General features: G+C 33.8%; 25 protein-coding genes. 2 read left to right on the top strand and 23 right to left on the bottom strand.

Annotated features, from left to right (window positions below):
* Positions 1-33 precede the first annotated feature (33 nt).
* The 13 genes from NST63_RS10525 to NST63_RS10465 form a co-directional block, all read right to left on the bottom strand.
* On the bottom strand, positions 34-807 hold the full coding sequence (locus NST63_RS10525) for a CheR family methyltransferase (protein WP_212942886.1): 774 nt from the start codon (positions 805-807) through the stop codon (positions 34-36).
* A 111-nt stretch (positions 808-918) separates the two neighbouring features.
* Positions 919-1,365, bottom strand: a complete 447-nt coding sequence (gene ndk / locus NST63_RS10520; protein WP_058002360.1) for a nucleoside-diphosphate kinase — start codon at positions 1,363-1,365, stop codon at positions 919-921.
* Between the two features lie 109 nt (positions 1,366-1,474).
* Positions 1,475-2,437: a heptaprenyl diphosphate synthase component II gene (gene hepT / locus NST63_RS10515; RefSeq protein ID WP_212942888.1), complete on the bottom strand. Its 963-nt coding sequence runs from the start codon at positions 2,435-2,437 to the stop codon at positions 1,475-1,477.
* Between the two features lie 19 nt (positions 2,438-2,456).
* Positions 2,457-3,161, bottom strand: a complete 705-nt coding sequence (locus NST63_RS10510; protein WP_058002358.1) for a demethylmenaquinone methyltransferase — start codon at positions 3,159-3,161, stop codon at positions 2,457-2,459.
* 3 nt (positions 3,162-3,164) lie between these two features.
* The gene (locus NST63_RS10505) at positions 3,165-3,977 is read right to left on the bottom strand and encodes a heptaprenyl diphosphate synthase component 1 (protein ID WP_212942890.1); all 813 of its coding nucleotides are present in this window, start codon (positions 3,975-3,977) and stop codon (positions 3,165-3,167) included.
* A 166-nt stretch (positions 3,978-4,143) separates the two neighbouring features.
* Positions 4,144-4,710 carry a GTP cyclohydrolase I FolE gene (folE, locus tag NST63_RS10500; protein WP_212942891.1) on the bottom strand — a complete coding sequence of 189 codons (567 nt, stop codon included), beginning with the start codon at positions 4,708-4,710 and terminating at the stop codon, positions 4,144-4,146.
* A gap of 273 nt (positions 4,711-4,983) precedes the next feature.
* Positions 4,984-5,256, bottom strand: coding sequence for an HU family DNA-binding protein (locus tag NST63_RS10495; RefSeq protein ID WP_058002355.1), 273 nt, complete (start codon positions 5,254-5,256; stop codon positions 4,984-4,986).
* 262 nt (positions 5,257-5,518) lie between these two features.
* Entirely contained in the window at positions 5,519-6,997 is a 1,479-nt protein-coding gene (gene spoIVA, locus NST63_RS10490; protein ID WP_058002354.1) for a stage IV sporulation protein A, read from the bottom strand.
* 276 nt (positions 6,998-7,273) lie between these two features.
* Positions 7,274-7,981, bottom strand: a complete 708-nt coding sequence (locus tag NST63_RS10485; RefSeq protein WP_212942894.1) for a hypothetical protein — start codon at positions 7,979-7,981, stop codon at positions 7,274-7,276.
* A 36-nt stretch (positions 7,982-8,017) separates the two neighbouring features.
* Complete coding sequence (locus NST63_RS10480; RefSeq protein ID WP_212942896.1) at positions 8,018-8,218, bottom strand: DUF2768 domain-containing protein; 201 nt, start codon at positions 8,216-8,218, stop codon at positions 8,018-8,020.
* Positions 8,219-8,804: 586 nt separating this feature from the next.
* Complete coding sequence (locus NST63_RS10475; RefSeq protein WP_212942898.1) at positions 8,805-9,914, bottom strand: NAD(P)H-dependent glycerol-3-phosphate dehydrogenase; 1,110 nt, start codon at positions 9,912-9,914, stop codon at positions 8,805-8,807.
* A 34-nt stretch (positions 9,915-9,948) separates the two neighbouring features.
* The gene (gene der, locus NST63_RS10470) at positions 9,949-11,259 is read right to left on the bottom strand and encodes a ribosome biogenesis GTPase Der (protein WP_341044167.1); all 1,311 of its coding nucleotides are present in this window, start codon (positions 11,257-11,259) and stop codon (positions 9,949-9,951) included.
* A 192-nt stretch (positions 11,260-11,451) separates the two neighbouring features.
* Positions 11,452-12,066 carry a YphA family membrane protein gene (locus NST63_RS10465; RefSeq protein WP_212942906.1) on the bottom strand — a complete coding sequence of 205 codons (615 nt, stop codon included), beginning with the start codon at positions 12,064-12,066 and terminating at the stop codon, positions 11,452-11,454.
* 105 nt (positions 12,067-12,171) lie between these two features.
* Between NST63_RS10465 and NST63_RS10460 the strand changes: the two genes are divergently transcribed.
* Positions 12,172-12,306, top strand: coding sequence for a YpzI family protein (locus tag NST63_RS10460; RefSeq protein ID WP_065107195.1), 135 nt, complete (start codon positions 12,172-12,174; stop codon positions 12,304-12,306).
* A 124-nt stretch (positions 12,307-12,430) separates the two neighbouring features.
* Here the strand turns inward: NST63_RS10460 and rpsA are convergent, their stop codons facing one another.
* From rpsA to prsW, 8 genes are all read right to left on the bottom strand, one after another.
* Complete coding sequence (rpsA, locus tag NST63_RS10455) at positions 12,431-13,567, bottom strand: 30S ribosomal protein S1 (protein WP_212942907.1); 1,137 nt, start codon at positions 13,565-13,567, stop codon at positions 12,431-12,433.
* A 184-nt stretch (positions 13,568-13,751) separates the two neighbouring features.
* On the bottom strand, positions 13,752-14,336 hold the full coding sequence (locus tag NST63_RS10450) for a lysophospholipid acyltransferase family protein (protein WP_058002348.1): 585 nt from the start codon (positions 14,334-14,336) through the stop codon (positions 13,752-13,754).
* A gap of 2 nt (positions 14,337-14,338) precedes the next feature.
* Positions 14,339-15,013 (bottom strand): (d)CMP kinase, encoded by a 675-nt coding sequence (gene cmk / locus NST63_RS10445; protein ID WP_341042034.1) that lies wholly within the window; start codon positions 15,011-15,013, stop codon positions 14,339-14,341.
* Between the two features lie 143 nt (positions 15,014-15,156).
* A complete protein-coding gene (locus NST63_RS10440; RefSeq protein WP_058002346.1) occupies positions 15,157-15,339 on the bottom strand; it encodes a DUF5359 family protein in 183 nt (60 codons plus the stop codon).
* A 148-nt stretch (positions 15,340-15,487) separates the two neighbouring features.
* Positions 15,488-16,141, bottom strand: a complete 654-nt coding sequence (locus NST63_RS10435; protein ID WP_212942912.1) for a flagellar brake protein — start codon at positions 16,139-16,141, stop codon at positions 15,488-15,490.
* 116 nt (positions 16,142-16,257) lie between these two features.
* Entirely contained in the window at positions 16,258-17,607 is a 1,350-nt protein-coding gene (gene ypeB / locus NST63_RS10430; RefSeq protein ID WP_212942914.1) for a germination protein YpeB, read from the bottom strand.
* A 12-nt stretch (positions 17,608-17,619) separates the two neighbouring features.
* The gene (sleB, locus tag NST63_RS10425; RefSeq protein ID WP_212942916.1) at positions 17,620-18,462 is read right to left on the bottom strand and encodes a spore cortex-lytic enzyme; all 843 of its coding nucleotides are present in this window, start codon (positions 18,460-18,462) and stop codon (positions 17,620-17,622) included.
* Between the two features lie 130 nt (positions 18,463-18,592).
* Positions 18,593-19,297 (bottom strand): glutamic-type intramembrane protease PrsW, encoded by a 705-nt coding sequence (gene prsW, locus NST63_RS10420; protein ID WP_058002342.1) that lies wholly within the window; start codon positions 19,295-19,297, stop codon positions 18,593-18,595.
* Between the two features lie 109 nt (positions 19,298-19,406).
* On the opposite strand from prsW, the gene NST63_RS10415 reads away from it, so the two are divergent.
* Positions 19,407-20,384 (top strand): asparaginase, encoded by a 978-nt coding sequence (locus NST63_RS10415; protein ID WP_212942918.1) that lies wholly within the window; start codon positions 19,407-19,409, stop codon positions 20,382-20,384.
* A gap of 177 nt (positions 20,385-20,561) precedes the next feature.
* Here NST63_RS10415 and NST63_RS10410 read toward each other — a convergent pair whose 3' ends face one another.
* Both NST63_RS10410 and NST63_RS10405 read right to left on the bottom strand, forming a co-directional pair.
* Entirely contained in the window at positions 20,562-21,530 is a 969-nt protein-coding gene (locus tag NST63_RS10410; protein ID WP_341042033.1) for a YpdA family putative bacillithiol disulfide reductase, read from the bottom strand.
* Between the two features lie 191 nt (positions 21,531-21,721).
* A complete protein-coding gene (locus NST63_RS10405) occupies positions 21,722-22,999 on the bottom strand; it encodes a Glu/Leu/Phe/Val family dehydrogenase (protein ID WP_058002339.1) in 1,278 nt (425 codons plus the stop codon).
* Positions 23,000-23,087: the final 88 nt, after the last annotated feature.

Here is a 23,087-nt window from a genome sequence, read left to right as displayed (position 1 = left end):
AAAAGTGACACCTAAAAAATGGGTCACCCTCAATTAAACTTTTTTATAAAAGAACGTATCTTCAATAGCAAAATGATAGGATTGAGGATTAAAAATTTGTTCGGTACTTCCTACAAATAACATTCCTCCTGGTCTTAGAGCTGCATTAAATTTTTGGTAAAGAGAATCTTTCGCTTCTTCAGTAAAATATATCATTACATTTCTACAAACGATTAAATCAAAACCTGATTCATATGAATCTGCAAGTAAATTATGTTGTTTAAATTTAACGGTTTTCTTTATCTCGTCTGCGACATGATAGTAGGAACCCTGTTTTTCGAAATATTTCTTTTTTATATCATCTGGTACTTCATTAAGAGATCTTTCAGGATATATACCTAACTTTGCTCTTTGTATCGCGTTTACATCAATATCGGTTGCCAAAATAGAAATACTCGATAAAGGAACATGCTTCGATAGCACCATTGCAATTGTATATGGCTCCTCACCTGTAGATGAAGCAGCCGACCATATTTTTAATGGCTTTCCATTTTTTAAGAGTGTAGGGAATATTTTATTTTCCAAAACATCCCATCTTTGTTTATTACGATAGAACTCGGAAACATTAATTGTCATTCTATCTAAAAATTCATTTAATAATTCTTGGTCATTATTCATCGCCTGAAAGAATTCTTGAAAAGATGTAAAACCTTTCTTTTCATACAAAGAGGTTAATCTTCTTTTCATTTGAGCCTCTTTATATAGAGATAAATCTATTTTGGTCTTTCTCTTTACTTGGTTAATAAAATCTACGTAATCCGTTGTCATTTCCATTCTCCTATGAAATAGTCATATTACTATTTAAGTATAACGGACTTTACCAATAAAAAGCACCATGAAAATGAAAAAAGATTGGTGAAATCACCAATCCTAAAAAAATTAATAAATCCAGTTATTAATTAATTTTGAGTACTCTACTAGTTCTTCTTCTTTGAAGAAAAGTCCAATCTCTCTTACTGCGCTTTCAGGTGAATCAGAACCATGAATAATATTTTTACCAACTGTTACTCCAAAATCACCACGGATTGTTCCAGGTGCAGCATCTTTTGGATTAGTAGATCCCATCATCTGACGTGCAGTAGCAATAACGTTTTCACCTTCCCAAACCATTGCAAAAACTGGACTTGAAGTAATGAAATCCACTAATTCACCAAAGAATGGACGCTCTTTATGTTCACCATAATGTTGTTCAGCTAATTCTTTTGATACGCTCATAAGTTTTGCACCAACAAGGTGGAATCCTTTTTTCTCAAAACGGGAAACGATTTCACCAATTAATTCTCTTTGTACTCCATCTGGTTTTACCATTAAAAATGTTTTTTCCATTATAAAATCCTCCTACTGATGTTCCTCTTTTTTTAGTTGGAAATATGTATCCTCGAAAATATTATCATTTTTTGCGAGATTTAGCAATGAAAGGTATGATAACTAGACTTTAATATTTACGCTTTCCAATGAAATTAGCCACATCAGTCAATGATTTTCTGACACGATTATTCGGAAGTTGCTCTAACATGGATAATGCTTTTTTTAAATATCGCTGACTCATTTCATTCGATTTCTCGATTGCACCTGAGCTTTTTATTTTCAAGATAATTTCTTTCATTTCATCTTTTGATGTATGCTCATTAATTCGCTTAATCATTGTTTCTATTTCAGGATCTTGCATAGCATATAGTACAGGTAGTGTAATATTTCCTTGCAGCAAATCACCACCAGCTGGCTTACCTAGTTCCTTTTCAGATGCAGTAAAATCAAGTATATCATCTGTAATTTGATAAGACATTCCAACATAATAGCCAAATTTATAAAGTTTCTTATGTATATCTTCTTCTGTTCCACCAGCAATTGCACCTAATTGGCAGCTTGCTGCAATTAATATAGCTGTTTTCCGTTTGATTCGTCGAAGATAATCACGTAAATTTTGATTATATCGATATTTATCTTGAATTTGCTTAATCTCTCCTATGCATACTTCTACCATCGTATCAGCTAATATTTTATGTGCTAAGTAATGATCAATTTTTGTCATGTATTCAAGAGAACAGGCTAATATGTAATCACCTGTATACATAGCAATACGATTATCCCATTTCGCCTTTACAGTGGGTTTGCCTCTCCTTAGCTCCGCATCATCAATTACATCGTCATGAACAAGAGAGGCCATATGAATAAGCTCTAAAGAGACAGCGACATTTTTTACTCTCTCAATATCATAATTTCCAAATTTAGCGGAGAGAAGTACAAAAATTGGTCGTATTCTTTTTCCGCCAGCCCTTATCAAATTTAAAGATGCTGTTTCCAATAATTTAGATTCAGACTGTATTGCTGCAATAAGTTCCTTTTCAATTATATCTATATCCGTTTTTAGGAACGAATACAATCTTTGCAATTTCATATAATATCCACCTAGCTTATTATTTCTCTTTATAGCCTATATGTGATGCTGCAGCGCCCCCGCTATAAGGCTTATATTGTATATTTACAAATCCTGCCTTTTCAAACATATTTGCAAGTTCTTTAATACCAGGAAAGTCCCTTGCAGATTCTTGGAGCCAAGAATACTCTTTATAGCTTTTCGCAAATATTTTTCCCATTAAAGGCATGATATATCGAAAGTACATATAATATAGTTGCCGATATCCGATCATGGTTGGCTGGGATGTTTCTAAACATACAGCTATACCACCTGGCTTAAGTACACGATTCATCTCTTTTAATACCTGCATATAATCTGGAACATTTCTTAAACCAAAACCGATTGTTACATAATCAAATGTATGATCATCAAATGGAAGCTCCATTGCATTCCCGTGGATCATTTCAACTTGATCAAGACCTAATTTTCGTACTTTTTCTTCCCCTACTTGAAGCATATTTTTACTGAAATCCAAACCGTAAACCTTGCCCTCTGTTCCTACTGCATCGGCAAGTGCGATCGTCCAATCACCTGTTCCACAGCAAACATCTAGAGCAGTTTTTCCTCTTTCCACAGCCATTTTTTTCATTGTATCTTTTCTCCATTTAAGATGCTGTTGAAAACTTATTACGGAGTTCATTTTATCGTAATTATCATAAATTTTTTCGAAAACATTATGTACACGCTCTTCCTTTGATGCCATCGCTTAACCCTCTTCCAAAAATAATTTTTCTCTTGAATGTTGTTTCAGAAGAAAATGTATTCTTTGATCTAATAATTGATTGAGATTTAATTTTTCCTTTACCATCACTATCTTTTCAATTGCCTGATCCAAAAATGGTTGACATTTTTCAATTAGGTAATATTTGTTTTCTGATGATAGTTGATGAAAAGACTTTAAATTAGTCGGCAAGAGAAGCTTAGTTAGCGCTTCAAAGAGTGTTGAGTGTTTCTCTTTTTTTACCTTATCAATTTCATTACTGATTGTAATTAAAAATAATAGCTCTTCACCTAGAATAGAAAGTTCTTTTGAACCAAAAAAATTAATAAATTTAGAAATAATCGTTGATTCAACCTTTTTTAAAGTATCCATATACTGTTCAACAGTGCAATCTTCTAGTCGGTAGATTGCTACTTTATGTTCATTTACGATTTTAATTCCTTCAGCAAGCGTTCGAATGAGTGGTACATTTTCAACTTCAGCTAATATTTTATAATATAGACCACTATAATAATCACCAGCTAAAACAGTTAATTGTCGCTTTTTTAACAATTCGGAGGTATTATTCACTTTATCATGGGTATCAAGGGCTATTTGAATGAGCATGGTCGTCGTTACATATTTATTTATATTTCCTTTTGAAAGCTTCATATTAGACAAGCTTTCAATTAATATGTTCATACGATCCTCATCAATATAGGGCTCATCAATAAACTGCATTAAATAATTTTGAGATATCTTTTGTTTAATTGTTTTTTTAATTAAAGCGATTTGTTGCATCCTTTCTTGCAAGTCCATTTCCCTTAAGCCCCATTTCTTTCTCGTACTTGATTTATAACTAAAAATAGTGTGTCATGAAAACTTCAACAAAAAATATTATAACATAAAAAAACTATATCTTGTGAGCATTATAAATTTGTTAGGCTCTTTTCTAAAACTTTGTTACAAGAGAAAAATATAATGATCAATTATGTATTAAATTTAGTATTTCTGAGCGTGCATATGAATCATTGACGAGTGATCCACGAACGGCTGTCGTAATAGCCTTTGCCCCTGGCTTTTTAACTCCTCTCATTGTCATGCACATATGCTCTGCTTCAATAACTACCATAACACCATGTGGGTCAAGAATTTCATATATTGAATCTGCTACAGTTGAGGTCATTCTTTCCTGTATTTGTGGGCGTTTTGCTACAATTTCAATTGCACGAGCTAATTTACTTAAGCCAGTGACTTTCCCATTACGAGGCAAGTAGGCGATATGTGCTTTCCCATAAAAAGGGAGTAAATGATGTTCGCACATTGAAATAAATGAGATATCTTTTACTAAAACTAGTTCCTCATGTTCTTCACTAAAAACTAAATCAAAAGATTCTTTCGGGTCCAGTTTAATTCCCTCAAATATTTCTTCATACATTTTAGCTACCCGCTTAGGTGTATCTAGCAAACCTTCTCTATCAGGATTCTCCCCAACAGCCTCTAAAATCATTCGAATAGCTTGTTCTATTTGGCTGTGATTGATCTCTACCATGGTGTGTCCTCCTACAAATTAAAAAACATTAATTATTTTTCAGTCATTATATCGGTTTCACAATTGTCTGTTTCCATAACAAAGTTTTAGAAAAGTGCCTTAACATAACAGTTCTAATCTTAGCATATTCTGTGTTATACAGTAAAATACTAGAATCGAGATTTGAAACATTTTGTTGGAAGTTTTGATTTAAGGAGAGTAACTATCTTGAAGAGTTATAAAAGAAAAAGGGCTGTTGCCAGCCCTTTTTTAACGCCTAAAGTAAAATATGTATTATTTCACAGCATCTTTAAGCGCTTTACCTGGTTTAAATGCAGGTACCTTGCTGGCTGCGATTTCAATTTCTTCACCAGTTTGTGGATTACGTCCTTTACGAGCAGCACGTTCACGCACTTCAAAGTTACCAAATCCAATTAATTGGACTTTATCACCACTAGCTAATGCATTTTGAATAGATTCGAAAATAGCATCAACTGCTTTAGTTGCATCCTTTTTAGAAAGTTCTGTGCTTTCAGCAACAGCATTGATAAGTTCAGTTTTGTTCATGCCATTCACCTCCTCCCAGAGAAATAAAACATTTAGTTTTTGTCCTATTTACATTACTAAACATTTTGACCGGTTTCTATACATGTATACCATGAAAAACCTGAATAGAACAGCGTTGATTGCTGAACCAACAACAATTCTGATAAAAGATTATCACAATAAAATAGCCTTAGCAAGAATAATTCGTGAATTAGTGGGAAATCTTTCATCAAAAAAGAAAAATACCAAGCTTTTTTAGCTTGGTATTTCTTTTTCTAAACGATTATAGTATAATCGCAATCAGTCCACCTGAACCTTCATTTATGATTCTTTCCAATGTTTCCTTAAGTTTATATCTAGCATTTTCAGGCATTAATGACAGCTTCGCCTGAATTCCTTCTCGTACTATTGAACTTAAGTTACGACCAAATATATCAGAGTTCCAAATGGATAGTGGATCATCTTCAAAGTCCTGCATGAGATATCGAACAAGTTCTTCACTCTGTTTCTCTGTCCCAATAATCGGTGAAAATTCTGATTCAACATCAACTTTAATCATATGAATGGACGGTGCAACAGCTTTTAATCTCACTCCAAATCGTGACCCTTGGCGAATAATTTCCGGCTCATCCAAACTCATATCTCCTAAAGTTGGAGACGCAATTCCATAACCAGTTTGTTTTACCATTTTTAGCGCATCTGCAATTTGATCATATTCTCGTTTTGCATGGGAGAAATCTTGCATTAATTCAAGCAAATGATCTTTTCCGCGAATTTCTACCCCTACTATCTCTTTTAATACTTGATCATACAGTTCATCAGGAGCAAACAAATCAATTTCTGCAACCCCTTGCCCCATTTCAATCCCTGCTAGTCCTGCATCCTGTATAAATTCATATTCATTAAATTGTTGTACGACACGATCAACATCTCTTAGCCTTTTAATATCTTTGACAGTTTCCTTGACTGCTTCTTGATAATTTTCTCTTAGCCAATGATTTTCTGTTAGAACCATCACCCAGCTTGGTAGATTAACATTTACTTCTAGCACAGGGAATTCATAAAGTGCCTCCCTTAAGACATTTAATACATCCCCTTCTCTCATGCTTTCAACTGACATGGCTACAACTGGTATATCGTATTTTTCAGCAAGTGATGAGCGCAAGGCTTCCGTTTCAGGATGATGAGGCTTCGCTGAATTAACAACCATAATAAAAGGCTTTCCAACCTCTTTCAACTCAGCAATGACTCTTTCCTCTGCTTCAACATAATCCTGACGCGGGATTTCCCCAATTGAACCATCAGTTGTAATGACGACGCCAATAACAGAATGCTCTTGAATTACTTTACGTGTTCCGATTTCTGCTGCTTCGTGAAATGAGATAGGTTCTTCATACCATGGAGTATGAATCATACGTGGTCCATTCTCATCCTCATACCCCTTCGCACCTGGTACGGTATACCCAACACAGTCAACAAGGCGAATGTTGACATCCAATCCATCACCGACATGAACAGAAACCGCTTGGTTCGGAACAAATTTCGGCTCAGTTGTCATTATTGTTCTACCTGCTGCACTTTGAGGCAGTTCATCCTGAGCTCGATTACGGTCCGCTTCTGTAGCAATATTTGGTAAAACGACTAACTCCATAAATTTTTTTATGAATGTTGATTTTCCAGTTCGTACTGCACCTACTACACCTAAATAAATATCGCCGCCTGTTCTTTCAGCAATATCTTTAAAAATATCAACCTTTTCCAAGAGATTCCCTCCCCACATTAAGTTCCTGGGACATTACATCCTTAAAAAGTTTTGGACACTATATGTGTATGATGTTGTCCTATTCTCTTATGACTATAAATTGATGATTTATCAACTTTTTCTATCATTTTGGCCAAGTTAATCTATACCTTGATAGTGGTATCCCATTCATCTATTACAAGTCATGAGACAGATTCATATCAATTTAAAATGACCACAAAACCATAAAAATAAAACCCTTCCTTTACAATATATTTTGCAAAGAAAGGGTTATGACTATTTTGCTAAAAAAATAGGTTCATTTTTTTGGTTTATTGTATAGGGTAGAGAATACGCTGGTACAAATAAGGAATCATCCGTTAAAATATGTCGTATATCCTCTCCAGGTTTAACTTTTACATTTTTGTTGCGAAGTACATGATATAGGTCACTACTATAGTCTACAAAAATGTCTCCTTGTCCTGTAACGACAAAAGGAAGATTATTATTTGTATACGGGGATACAACAAACGGTTCCTCCTTGTAACCAATTTTTTTATAGTTTAGTGTATATACATTTTTAGATACTTCATTTTTATATGGAGGATACCCTTGAGCATTGATCCTCATATGTAATTCTCTTATTTTTTCCGCTATTCTTAAATCAAATATTTTAACTGTAGGGTTTGTTTCTACATCTATTAAAACATATTGAAAGATTCCACCATTTTCATAAGAATTCCCAGGAGAATCAGATAAGTATTGCGGAACTATTTTTTTATAGTCTATTGGATATTTTTCATATATTGGTGTACTTTGATCCCGAGTCTTGATAGGTAGAATCCCACCATTATCTTTTTGAAATTTATCTACTGCCGTTTGTACTGATTGTATTTGATCCTCATAAGGAATTTGATTTTCAGTTAATTTTTCTTGAGGGTATAGACAACCACTTAACATAGTAATAGAAATACATACTAGAAATAGGAGAGTCAATCTTTTCAACGTACTATTCCAATCCTTTCCACGGAAAATTCATCATTAACTTGTAGGTCCTGTAAATACGACATATACCATGATTAATCCGCCTATAATTAAACATAAATAAGCAATAATTGCTGTTATAGCTTTTAAAAATTTGAATTTAATCTTATACCTACTTAAATAAATGACAACCATCGCTACTGCCATTAAGCCCATTCCAGCAATAGACACCCACATTTTAAACATCGATTCAGACATATAATATCCACCTTTTTGTTCAACTAATCTTATGTATAATGACTGCGTTTACTATTAAAAATAAGCAAAGCAACTATATTATAACACAATCCCTTCTATGGTCTATCTATGTTTGACAAGCCATGTGACAAAATCTGAAAAATTTTTCAATGACATCATTTGATCAATATCGATTAGTAAATGAACTGAAAAATTTTAAGTATCTTCTATACTTCATGCTGTTTTCATATCGTTAGTTGCCTTTTGTATAAGTCCTACTGCAGGCTATTACGCCTAATAAAATGTTTAGTGTTCCTATCACGTTCACCATTCTTTTCTTAGTTGATCAAAGGACTCGGCGGTCTTCAACCTATTTTTTTCCAATTAATATCACCTCAAAAATGTATAAGAAAAAATATCTTATTGAACAATAAAAAAACCGAAGCAAGGGGCGTTAACCTCACTTCAGTAAGAAAAAAATAGACAAATACCCATTCCACAAGTTTAAAGCTTTTACTTCATGGCATTTTATGCAATTCAATACCTATTTGCATCGTCGAATGCCCATTCATTTGAAAAAGTAGGACAAAAAAAGTTACTCAATGTATCATTCAATATTTAATAAATTTGTTAAATCTTCCATCTCATTCGTTTTCAATCTTCCCATGAGATTATCAACTGCATCTTTTGGATGGTATTCATTAAAGAGAACTCGATATAATTCATCGGTTATCGGCATTCTAACAGCATATTTCTCTGATAATTGATGTGCTGCTTTTGTAGTTCTCACACCTTCAACGACCATTCCCATATTTTCTAGTACTTCTTCTAACTTCATTCCCTTACCAAGCATATTTCCTGCTCGCCAATTTCGTGAATGAACACTTGTACAAGTGACAATTAAATCACCTATCCCAGAAAGACCCAAAAACGTTAATGGGTTAGCACCCATTTTTGTACCAAGTCTTGCAATTTCCGCTAATCCTCTTGTTATTAATGCCGCCTTCGCATTATCCCCATAGCCAAGTCCATCAGATATACCTGCTGCCAAAGCAATGATGTTCTTTAATGCACCACCTATTTCAACACCAATAACATCTAGGTTGGTATAGACACGAAAATTTTGATTCATAAATAGGTCTTGTACACGTTTAGCTGCATCTTCATTATGAGAAGAAACTGTAACTGTTGTTGGATGTCTCAAGCTTACTTCCTCAGCGTGACTAGGTCCAGATAAAACAACAACAGCATTTAAAAGATCGTTAGGCATTTCTTCTTCAATCATTTCAGATATTCTAAGTAAAGTATCTGGCTCAATTCCCTTGCTGACATGAACAATTGTTAATTTAGATAATTGAAATTCACGTATTTTCCCTAAAACTTCTCGAATGGCCTTAGTTGGGACAGCCAAAATGATGACTTCGATATCTTCAAGGGCTTCTTGTAATGAAGAATAACCAATAATAGATTCAGATAATTGAATATTAGGTAAATATTTTTGATTAGTATGAAAACGATTAATTTCCTCGATTTGTTCTTGTTTATGTCCCCAAAGACGTACCTCATGCTCATTGTCTGCTAAAACCATTGCCAGAGCTGTTCCCCAGCTACCCGCTCCAATCACTGCAACCTTTTCCTTTTTATTAGACAACACGATCACCTGCTTTTTTATTTGAAGATAAGTATAAAATGACAAAACAGTTTTTACGATAGCCATCTTGTTTTTCTCATTTACTGTTTTTTCACAATTATTATTTCCTTCTACGTGGTATTAAACGAATCGGTGTACCTTCAAAGTCAAAGGCATCACGAATTCTATTTTCAAGAAAACGTTCATAGGAAAAATGCATTAATTCAGGCTCATTTACAAAAACAACAAAGGTCGGGGGTTTAACTGCCACTTGAGTTGAATAATATATTCTTAAGCGTCTTCCCTTATCAGTTGGAGTTGGATTCATTGCAACAGCATCCATTACTACTTCATTTAATATGCTTGATTGTACACGCATTGCATGATTTTCACTTACAGTTTTAATAATAGGGATTAAATTTTGTAAACGTTTCTTTGTTTTTGCTGATAGAAATACAATTGGTGCGTAACTTAAGAAAAGAAAATGTTCGCGAATATTTTCTTCAAACTTCTTCATCGTTTTTTCATCTTTCTCAACTGCATCCCATTTATTTACTACAATTACGATTGCTCTACCCGCTTCATGTGCATAACCAGCAATCTTCTTATCTTGCTCTCTTATTCCTTCTTCACCATTAATTACGACACAGACAACATCTGAACGCTCAATCGCTCTTAAGGCACGTAACACACTATATTTTTCAGTACTTTCATAAACCTTTCCTTTTTTCCTCATTCCAGCAGTATCAATGATGACATATTCTTGATCTTCAAAGGTGTAGGAGGAGTCAATTGCATCTCTTGTTGTCCCTTCAACATCACTTACAATTACTCTTTCTTCACCTAAGATCGCATTTACTAGCGAGGATTTCCCAACATTTGGGCGTCCAATAAAACTAAATTTAATCGTATCTTCTCCATATTCCGTTTCTTCCATTTTTGGAAAATGTTTTGCAACTTCATCTAAAAGATCTCCAAGACCAATCCCATGTGATCCAGAAATCGGAAATGGATCTCCGAAACCTAAAGAATAGAAATCATAAATTTGATCTCGCATTTCAGGATTATCAATTTTATTTACACCTAAAACAACAGGTTTTTTTGATTTGTATAAAATTTTAGCGACCATTTCGTCTGCTGAAGTAATCCCTTCACGACCACTAGTAATAAAAATAATCACATCAGCCTCATCAATTGCGATTTCAGCTTGTCCTCGTATTTGTTCGAGGAATGGTTCATCACCGATATCTATCCCTCCGGTATCAATGATATTAAAATCGTGAGTAAGCCATTCTGCCGAGCTATAAATACGGTCTCTTGTCACACCGGGAACATCTTCAACAATTGATATACGTTCACCGACAATACGATTAAAAATTGTCGATTTTCCTACATTCGGACGACCTACAATTGCGACAACTGGTTTTGTCACCTCAATCACCCTTTCATTTATAATTTCTTTCATTTCATTCATTTTTACTCTTTCAATTACTTGTTTTAGTATAATGTCTAACCTACATAGTTTATCAATAATATGTATGACAAGCAATCATTGAATGGAAGAAACTCAAATCTAATAAAATAAGCGGTTAAACATCTCATCCATATTATAGAGAGCCCAAAACTATTTTAACAATTTCGCCTTATTTTCCTTCAGGACATTATTTTTTAGTGTTATACTTGTTATCATTTTATTAATCATAAACCAAGATAAAAGGAAAAAAACAACTAAAGCGCAAATATCTAAACACGATCTATCACCTATAATATATGGAAATCCCCACTTTTTTAAAATTAAAGAATAGATTATTTCTCCATGTATAGTACCAGTGAATGCACACAAAATTTGCGAAGATAAAGAACGAGGATATAATAATTGAGCAAGTAAAAAAAGCACGAATCCAAATAAAAATTTCCTGTCCATAAAAATCCAAACTGGATCGTATAATTCTAATAATAAAAATCCAGAATAACCAATCATAATAATAAAAATAGCCAAAAACATATAGACTTTTTTCCAAAATTTCAGCTTACTAAAATAAAAATAACAGATAATAAGTAGAATAATGGATGACAATTGCATCGGAATGGAAAAAAGCGAAATGCTATATGGATATACGATTAATAATAATAATGATAGAAATGCAATTCTGAATCTTAATCGGTTTTGACGACTTAAGATAAATGTAGTATAAATCCAAACTGACCATAAAAAGAATAAAGAATAAAAACCATCCATCCCTTTAACCTCCTTTCATTTTCATTATAGGAAAATAAAAAAGGTTCTAACCATGAATAGTAATAATTTTTCAAGTTATCCTACTTTTTAGGAGGTGTTTAAAATATGGGAAGAGATAGACAAGAAAAAAAGTTAAAACAAAGTAGAAGAGTTGAATCAGATCGAGATCAGGCCCTTCATTATAATGGCTCAACTAAATTAGAGAGTGCCGAGGATGCCAGAAGGAATCAAAAAGGCTAACATAAAATGGCAAATTTTATGTTTTATCTTCATTAGAGTAGATCCGAATAGATAAGCATGAACAAACTTTTATACTGAAAAAGGCTATCCTTATATAACTGTGAGGATAGCCTTATATCTTATTTTATTTATTTAAATCTTTTAGTTTATCACCAATCACTTCACCTAATTGGAATCCTTTTGTTTCTTCGGGAAGTTCATAGTCCACAACTTCTACTTCACGTTCTTCTAGATCTTTAATACTTAAAGAGAGGCGACTATCTTGAGTATTTACATCTAATACTTTCACTTGAACCTCTTGACCTTCTTTTAGAACTTCATGTGGTGTATTAATATGCTTATGAGAAATTTGTGAGATATGAACTAAGCCTTCCACTCCAGGGAACACTTCAACAAATGCCCCAAATGAAACTAATCTCTTCACTTTACCCGTTAGTACTGTTCCTTTCGGAGCCTTTTCTTCAATGTCTGCCCAAGGTCCAGGCTGAGTTTCTTTTATAGACAGTGATATACGTTCATTATCGTGATCAACCGATAATACTTTCACTTTTACTAGTTGCCCTTCCTCAATTACATCAGAAGGTTTTTCTACATGTTCATGAGAAAGTTGAGAGATATGAACAAGTCCATCTACACCACCAATATCAACAAAAGCTCCAAAATCTGTAATTCTTTGTACTTTCCCTTCAAGAATTTGACCAGCTTGAATATGATGTAGAGCCTGTTTCTTTTTCACTAATTTTTCTGATTCAATAACTGCTCTATGTGAAAGGATAATACGGCTTTTGTCACGATCAAATTCTACGATTTTAAAAGTTAATTGTTTACCTTTATAATCGCTGAAATCCTCTACATAATGATCTTCAACTAATGAAGCAGGAACGAAACCACGGATACCAAGATCAACAACTAATCCGCCTTTAACTACATCACTGATGGTTGCTTCAAAAATTTCATTGTTTTCAAAACGACGTTGCATTTCTTGCCATGCTATTTCTGCATCTACTTTGCGTTTAGAAACAACTAATGCTTCTTCTTCAACCTTTGTTACAATTAGATCAAGGACATCCCCTTCTTTTACAACGTCAGATGCTTGTTCAACATGAAGACTAGACAGTTCACTGATTGGGATGATGCCATCTATTTTACTACCTTCAATGGCTACCAGCACTTGTTTTTCTTCAACCTTAGTAACCGTTCCTTTTACCCTATCATTCTCTAAAAAGGTCTTTACTTCCACTTGATTCATATCATCTGTCATATGTACTCCTCCTTAATCCAAATAACGATAAGCTTTGGCTAGTTGTCTTTCAAGTCATCATCTCTATCGATAAAACTAGAAATCATCCAATTAGCAACAATAGCTTTTTATACTTTCAAACAATTCAAAAATGATCCTTTATACTAACTTCTAACAAATACTACATTTTGTCAAGTAAAGTGACTCATTTGCGATGTTCATCGATCAATTTTTTTATTCGATTCATGATCACATCTGTGACTTCACCAGGATTTGCTTTGTTATCACGATATTCTTGTAGGTCTATCGGTTCCCCATACACCACTTTTAATTTGCTAAAAGGTTTATAAGGTCCAATAATTGCACAAGGAATAACAGCGGCATCCGTCCTTAATGCAAAAAAACCTGCACCGGCAAGACCTTTACCTAGTTCCCCAGTTTTACTGCGTGTACCTTCAGGAAAGAGTCCTAGAACTTGATCCTTTTTTAGAACATTTAGTCCTTTACGCAACGCTTCCCTATCACTCATACCTCTTTTTATAGGAATGACATTTAATTTTTCCATTAATGTTTTTAATAGTGGTTTTTGAAAAAGTTCTTCCTTTCCCATAAATACAACTGGTCTAGGTGCTGTAATACCAACTACTGGTGGATCCAGATTATCGATATGATTAGCACATAAGAGCACACCACCCTTTTCAGGAAAATGCTCTTTGCCAATAACCTGAATTCTATATAGCGGTTTAAAAATCCTCCATACAACCACTTTTGCAAATGAGTAAAAAGTCACTTTTATTCGATCCTTTCATTAGCAAAATTCATTATTTTATTTACAACATCTTGAATAGATAATGAAGTTGTATCAATCACTATAGCATCATCAGCCTTCTTTAACGGTGAAACTTCCCGTTCTGAATCTAACTTATCCCTTAATTCAATTTCTTTTTGTAACTGATTTAAATCAGATGGATAATTTTTCGCAAGATTTTCAGTATGCCTTCTTAAGGCACGTTCTTCTACGCTAGCAAGTAAAAAGATTTTTAATTCAGCGTTCGGGATTACATGAGTTCCAATATCCCGGCCATCCATGACCACTCCACCGTCTTTAGCAAACGCTTGTTGCCTTCTTACCATTTCCTCACGAACTAGACGGTGTTTAGATACTTCCGATACATTATTTGTGACCGAAGCTTCACGGATTTTTTTAGTTACATCCACTCCATCTAAATAGACTAGCTGACCTTCCATCCCTGGCTTTAGTTCAATCATAGTGACATTCAGCAAGTCTGCTAGTGCTGATTCATTATTTGGAGATATCTGATGATCTAGAGCCTTTAATGTTAAAGATCTATACATTGCTCCCGTATCTATATAGATATAAGATAGTCTTTCGGCAACAATTTTTGCAACCGTACTTTTGCCTGCAGCAGCAGGACCATCAATAGCAATACGAATTTTTTGATTCATTCAGCTTTCCACCCATTCTTTATAATAACCATGACAATCCACGTTAACCAAATACTCTAGTATGATGTACTTTTAGGTAGTTAACAGTTCACTTAATATTAACATATTATATAACAACTAAAAAAGACAGAATCTAATCTGCCTTAATGATGATTCTTCCATGTTTCTATTATAGGGGTTTCATTCATTTTATTAACCCCTTCATAAAAGGTGATCTTTTGATAATCTTGAAAAAAATGAAGTGAGTGCAGAACCCCTTGAATCAATAGTAATAATATAAAGTGAAAAATTATTAATTTTACCATCCATCTTTCTATTAATTTCATTTCATTCACTCCCAAAATAATATATTAATCATTATGGGAATAGAAGAAATTCTTTATTCATTTAAGAAACTTAAATGTTTTTTAATTAAAGCTGACTTCAAGTCTTAAGACCAAATTATAATAGTTAAATTTCACCTAAGAAAATGCTTTAAGTTAATAATCCTTTTTTTCGAAGCTCTAATTGTCTTTCAAAACAGAAGCGAAAAAGTGATTGGGTATCTTTCTCATCTAAATCAATGAATTCAATTGATGCAATGTTCTTGCCTGCATCTTCCCAATTTCTTATGAGTTTAATTGGTGTATTAATATACTGATAATCTCCGTTTTGCATTGGAAGTACGATGGTAGCATCACCCGTTTCTAATGGGTGCATCTGTATATTTTTTGGTAAAAGAACGGCACATCCTCCTGCACTTATATCCTCAGTAATTGTCGTAAATCTTTCTTTAGAATTTTGTAAATACAAGGATATATCAACCGCTGTTTCAACCCTTACGTACTGTCTACGTTGTACCTTCTTAAACTCCTCAACTGGTGGGATATGTAAAATAATCAAGGGGATATTTTTTTTAACTTTGCCTATAACTTTTGTACGAAAGAGATAAGTTCCATTATCTTCTGTAGAAAAAATACAATTTAAATGTAAATCATTCACAAGAAAAGCAGTACGATTAGTCGTTAAACTAATGGGATAATCGATATATAAATTATTATTTTCAATATCAGCAATTTTGCATTTATATTTATCAGGATTATTACTTTCCAAAGATTCAAGAGTTAAGTTCATTCCAATATTTAACATCGATTTGCAAATCCTTCCTTGACATAAGAATATGGTCTTAAGTATATTATGCCATTTAATGACAGACTTTTCTAGATATTCACCAAAAGAAAATGAGGAAAGCTAAATTGCTTTCCTCATAATACATTGTGATATACAGGTTCAGCGTTTTGCAGTTTTTCTACATTTTCTTCTTTTCCATCGTTTGCATTTATAAAGATCCGGTACGTATCCTTACCTAGTGTACCTAAGAATTCATAGCAAAGCACTTCTTTTCCTAGTTCATTACTGATTATAGCCAATCTATCCTCCATTACCTTTAAGTTAGGATTAATAGAGCCTTTTGCCTCTGCCATTGTTAGCTTAGGCTTAGGAATTTTTCGATCCTCAGTATTTTTCATATAATCTTGAGCAGTAAAACCAATTATTTGTCCATTATCTAAAGCAACCTTTAACTTGATTGTTTCTGGATAGATTCGAACGCCTTCTTCATTTACTACAAAGGAAAAAACACCTATATGATCATATTGTGTACTCTCAAAAACCTCCATATGATCAAACTTATTATTTTTCAAAAATTTAGACGCAGCCTGAATTCCATCATTTAAACTTAAATTTTGCTTTGTAATGTCTCGCCTTTCAATAAAATATATCGGATGTCCGCCTTTTTTAGTCATATCCATATTGCCCTCATTACCATTCTTATCTGCTAAGGTTACACTATAGAAACTAAAATTAGCACCTTTTCCATTTTCGGTTACCTTTACCTTGGAAGGATTTTTTATGTTTGTAAACTTCTTTGCTATTTGAATTGCTTCATCTTTAGTAATCGATTTACCTTTTACGTCCCTAAAATTATTGTTATTTTTTTGAAAGCTTACTAAAGAAGGATCATTTGTATTCGATTCATCGTATCCCTTAACTGTTTTTTCTACCGTTTTAAATCCATCGATAATCGTATTATCTGCACCTTCCTTGCCAGTAGCTAGTGCCATTTCAACATCCATCCAACGTAAGTTGTTTTTTAGTACTAAGTGTTGTACTTTTCTAAGTTCCCCTTGAATATTAGCACTTTGTGAATATAATCTTTTAAGTGTCCCATATTCTTCATTAGATAGTGGTTCCTTATCAAGATCTCTAACTGCTGTCCGATAACTAAAATTTCCGATATTCGATAAAAATTCCTCTGTTTTATTAAATGGTAATAAAGTAAGAGGCAATTGACCTACATTACTATGTGCCTCCGAAGTAAGTCTCCATACATCTGCAAGGGCAGGTGAAAGAGACTTTCTTGAATTCATGGCTAACGTAGTACCAATTTGGTCATGTAACTGATCCATTTGATAAGCTAAATCATGAAATGCTCGTTGATAATTATTTTCAGCGTTTATTAAGATTGCATTTTTTTCTCGGTGTTCTTGGTACCCCCATACACCAGTTCCAATGACACCAAGTGATAATACAGCTATAATAATTCCTCTAATCATTCAAATCACCCCTTACATACAAAATATATGTTTGCCAATTTGCTTGATTTGTGGTCTCGACCAAATCCATTTACTTGTTGCTGTAACAGGATTAAAGTAATATAAAGCATTTCCTGTTGGATCCCATCCATTAATCGCATCAATCACAGCTTTTTTTGCCGTTTCATTTGGTGTTAACCAAATTTGTCCATCTGCTACTGCTGTAAATGCACCTGGTTCAAAGATTACACCTGAAATTGTATTTGGAAATGAAGAGCTCTCCACTCTATTTAATATGACAGCAGCTACTGCCACCTGACCTTCATATGGTTCTCCTCTTGACTCTCCATACACTGCATTAGCTAATAATTGAATGTCATTTTGAGAGTAGCCATTTGGTACATTGGTCGCGGTAACATTAGAAGTGCCTGATGGTTTTTTTGTTGTAGTAGTTTTTTTATTAGACGTAGATGATTTAGGCTTAATTTGTTTATTAATATCAACGCCACCATAATAGGTAAACTCATTCCCCTTTTTAATTTGATCTTTAACAAAGGCTGCATTATAATTCGATGCTTTAACCAATTTTGCTTTTGTTGTTGGTCCAGCTAATCCATCAATATCTAAGCCAAAATCCTTTTGAAAATTTCGTAATGCCCAATACGTTCCCCACCCAAAAACACCATCAATTTTACCTGTATAAAATCCGATATTCTGCAATCTTGCTTGCAATTCTATAACATCGTCTCCAACTGCACCCCTTTGGATCACTTGATTTGTAAACGCCTTAATTGGCTGTTTTGAACTTAAAATTGTCAATGTTACAAGACAGAATAAAAGTACGAAAACAACTTTTACAAAAATGTTGTTCCTCATTGCGTTTTACCCCTCCAAAAATTGTTTTAGAATTATGGCTAGTTTTTGTTTCCAAAGGAATTTTATACAAAAAAGTAATAGTATCCTGTCATTTGCTGAATTTAGGCAAAAAAAAACAACCGGACACAGATCATCCAATTGTATCTATAGCCGATTGATTATTTTCTGTCGTATTCATTTCATGATGCTTTTTAGATAAGGCATGTGCTTGCTTTACCTTTTTTAAACCTAGCCACCATAGAAAGAGCATAAACGGAATAATATAATATATCCATTTTGTCTTTGACAATAAAATATAATCATAAAATCCATGAAGTAGTAAAGGGATTGTGAAAGAATAAATTAATGCTTGCTTCATCTTACGATCAAGTGAGAATTTGGCCTTACCTAAGTAATAGCCCATAATTACCCCAAATAATGCATGACTTGAAACTGGTAGTAATGCTCTTCCAAAAGCAGTTCCGACACCATCAGCAATTAAATATAAAATATTTTCAACGGTTGCGAATCCTAAAGAAACACTAGCACCATAAACAATTCCATCATAAGGCTCACTAAAATCCCCATGCTGATAAACGACAAAAAAGAGGATAAACCATTTAAAAAATTCCTCTAATAATGCTATATTTATAAAAGCGTTAAAAATATTACCTTGTAAAATTTGCTCAATATCCAAAACATGCTGAATAAACATGATTGGAAACGTAAGAAATGCACCAAATAAAAAGGCCTTAAATACTAGTAGTACAGGCTCTAATTCATATTGATCTTTTAAATAAAAATAACTTAAAAGTGCTAAACCTGGTGCAATTCCTGCTGATAATATTACCAGCATTTTTCTGCCTCATTTCTTTTTCATTTTCTTAATCGTATCATGTATACTATAGAAAGAAAATAACCTTTTCAAAATTTGGAAAAGTATTGCTTTATTTGGGGGAATTTTTATGAAAAAAAATATATTGGTCATTCACACTGGTGGAACCATTTCTATGTATGAGGATGGGGAAACTGGTGCAGTTAAGCCCGGCGAAGAAAATCCTTTATCAGCTCAAACAAAAGGACTTTCTAATCTTGCTAATTTAATTGTAAAAGAGCCATTTAATTTACCTTCACCACATATTACAATGACAGAAATGCTAAAATTAAAGGAATTAATCATAAATGAAACAAAAGAAAATACTATTGATGGGGTTGTCATTACTCATGGAACAGACACTTTAGAGGAAACTGCTTATTTTCTTGACCTTACCACTGGACTTGAGCTCCCTATAGTAGTAACTGGGGCAATGAGGTCTAGTAATGAAATCGGTTCTGATGGATTATATAATTTAATTACGTCTATAAGAGTTGCTGCCTGTGAAGAAGCAAAAGGTAAAGGTGTACTAGTTGTTTTAAATGATGAAATCCATACCGCAAAAAACGTTACAAAAACACATACAAGTAATTTATCAACATTTCAAAGTCCACAGTTCGGACCAATTGGAATCATATCAAAGCCAGGTATATTTTTCCACAATGCACCGACACATAAGGAATATTATCCTATCGATAGCATTACAAAAAATGTAGCATTACTCAAAGCACATGCCGGAATGGACTCATTATTATTTAAAGCTATTTTAGATTTAAACTATGATGGTCTTGTAATTGAAGCATTAGGACAAGGGAATTTGCCGCCAGCAACTGTAGAAGGAATTAAGTTACTCATTGAAGCAAATATCCCGACAATCATTGTCTCAAGATGTTTTAATGGCATCGCACAGGATATTTATGGCTATGAAGGTGGAGGAAAACAGCTAAAGGAGTTAGGTGCGATCTTTTCTAACGGTTTAAATGGGCAAAAAGCTAGAATTAAACTTCTTATTGCCCTTTCACAAACAAATAATATGAAAGAAATCGAAGAAATGTTTCATAACATATAAAAATAGAAGCAGTCCTACAAGTACTAGGTTGTACTTGCTATGACTGCTTCTATTTTTTGAAGTCAATAAGATTACAGTTTTCAACGAAACATCATATAGGGCAATACCGAGTGGAATAAGGAAAAAAAGTCTTTTTTCTATTCTATCTCCCCCACCCTACCTCTAGTAAGAGATATTTTATTGTTTTTTTTCTTTTAAATAATTGGCGATTAACTCACCATGAAATCGTCCGTTTTCAATAAAGATTTCATTTGCATTATTCCCGGCAGCAAGCACACCTGCGATAAAAATCCCTTCCACATTTGTTTCCATTGTATCCTGATTAAATTCAGGCTTACCTGTCTCAGAATCAATCCTTACTCCCATCTCTTTTATAAAATGATGGTCAGGGTGGTAGCCAATCATTGCAAATACATAATCATTACTAATTTCCTTTATTTCCTCGTTCACTACATATCTCACAGTACCCTCAGTAATTGCTAAAGGCTCTGCATTAAATTCCATTTTTATTTGACCGTTTCGGATTAGTGAATCAAATTCTGGTAATATCCAAGGTTTTACACTTTTGGAATACTCCTTCCTTCTATATAATACCGTCACATTCGCACCAGCTTTATGTAATTCAATTGCAGCATCAACAGCTGAATTTTTCCCGCCAATTACCATGACATCCATATCGAAATATGGATGAGCCTCCTTAAAATAATGAAAAACATGTGGGAGAGTTTCTCCAGGAATATTTAATTGGTTTGGATGATCATAATAGCCCGTTGCGATGATTACATACTGTGCATGATATTCGTTCTTTGATGTATGAACTTCAAAACTGCCATCTTTCATTTTCTGTACACTTTTGACTGTTTCAAACCTATTAATCCGTAGATTTTTTCTTTTTACGACTTCACGATAATAAACTAATGCATGATTTCTTCTCGGTTTTAAATTTTCGTTTATAAATGGAACCCCACCAATTTCAAGCTTTTCACTAGAGCTGAAGAAAGTCTGATGGGTCGGATAATTGTAAATAGCATTGACAATATTTCCTTTTTCGATTACTAATGGATTCATTCCGATTTCTTGTAAAGCAATTGCAGCTGAAAGTCCACATGGGCCTCCTCCAACAATAATACAATTCTCAAACTGCATGTTTTGGTCACCTCTTATACACTATTTTGTTCATGAAAGAACAAAATGTTCCATATTCACTTTTTATATTATTACTAAACAGTACCGAACTGTTAATTAAAATCAAAAAATCTCCCATCCATAATGATAGGAGATTTTCTATTTTCATGCAATGATTTAAAATGATATGGAAAAGTCCATGTATAATTCGTTTAAATCCAACCTCTAAAGCGAGAAGCTTCTGCAGATTTTCTAACACCAACCATATATGCAGCTAGTCTCATATCGACTCTTCTCGTCTCAGCAGTATTGTAAACATTTTCAAATGACTGCACTAAGACTTTTTCAAGTTTCTCATCTATTTCTTCCTCTGTCCAATAGTATCCTTGATTATTCTGTACCCACTCAAAATACGAAACGGTTACACCACCAGCAGAGGCTAAAACATCAGGTACTAATAAAATACCACGATCAGTAAGTATTTGTGTGGCTTCTAATGTAGTTGGTCCATTAGCAGCTTCTACAACAATTTGTGCACGAATATTATGTGCATTTTCTTCTGTTATTTGATTTTCAATAGCAGCTGGGACTAAAATATCACAATCTAATTCTAGTAATTCTTTATTTGAAATGGTATTGTCAAAAAGCTTTGTTACTGTACCAAAGCTATCACGACGGTCAAGTAAGTAGTCAATATCTAAACCATTAGGATCATAAAGAGCACCATATGCATCTGAGATTCCGATGACTTTTGCTCCTGCATCATGCATGAACTTCGATAGGAAGCTTCCTGCATTTCCGAATCCCTGTACAACAACACGAGCACCTTCTAAATTAATACCGCGTTTTTTTGCTGCTTCGCGAATACAGATGGTTACTCCTTTAGCTGTAGCAGTTTCACGACCGTGAGATCCACCTAATACTAATGGTTTACCAGTAATAAAACCTGGTGAATTAAATTCATCGATTCTGCTATACTCGTCCATCATCCATGCCATAATTTGAGAGTTTGTGAAAACATCCGGAGCAGGAATATCCTTTGTTGGTCCTACGATTTGGCTAATTGCTCGAACATATCCACGACTTAATGCCTCAAGTTCACGAAATGACATTTCACGAGGGTCGCAAATGATTCCTCCTTTACCGCCACCATACGGTAAGTTAACAATTCCACATTTTAATGTCATCCAAATTGATAACGCTTTTACTTCTTTTTCAGAAACATTCGGATGGAAACGTATCCCACCTTTTGTTGGACCCACAGCATCATTGTGTTGGGCACGATACCCCGTAAAGATTTTTACAGAGCCATCATCCATTCGAACAGGTATTTTTACTGTTAGCATACGGATTGGTTCTTTTAGAAGCTCATATACTTCTTCAGGGTACCCTAGTTTTTCTAGTGCCTTATGAATTACTGTTTGTGTTGATTTTAAAACATCATGCTTTTCGTCAAATGCTTGATTATCTGCACCCAAATCGGCTGCCATTGTTGCAAACCTCCTAAAAATCACTCGTTGATGTGTATCATCCTTTCAGACATAGTATACACTTTTACTGCATTTATGCAAGACTTAA

The sequence above is a fragment of the Heyndrickxia sp. FSL W8-0496 genome (assembly GCF_038007825.1).
GTDB lineage: Bacteria > Bacillota > Bacilli > Bacillales > Bacillaceae_C > Heyndrickxia > Heyndrickxia oleronia.
This window is presented reverse-complemented; position numbering and strand designations above follow the sequence as displayed.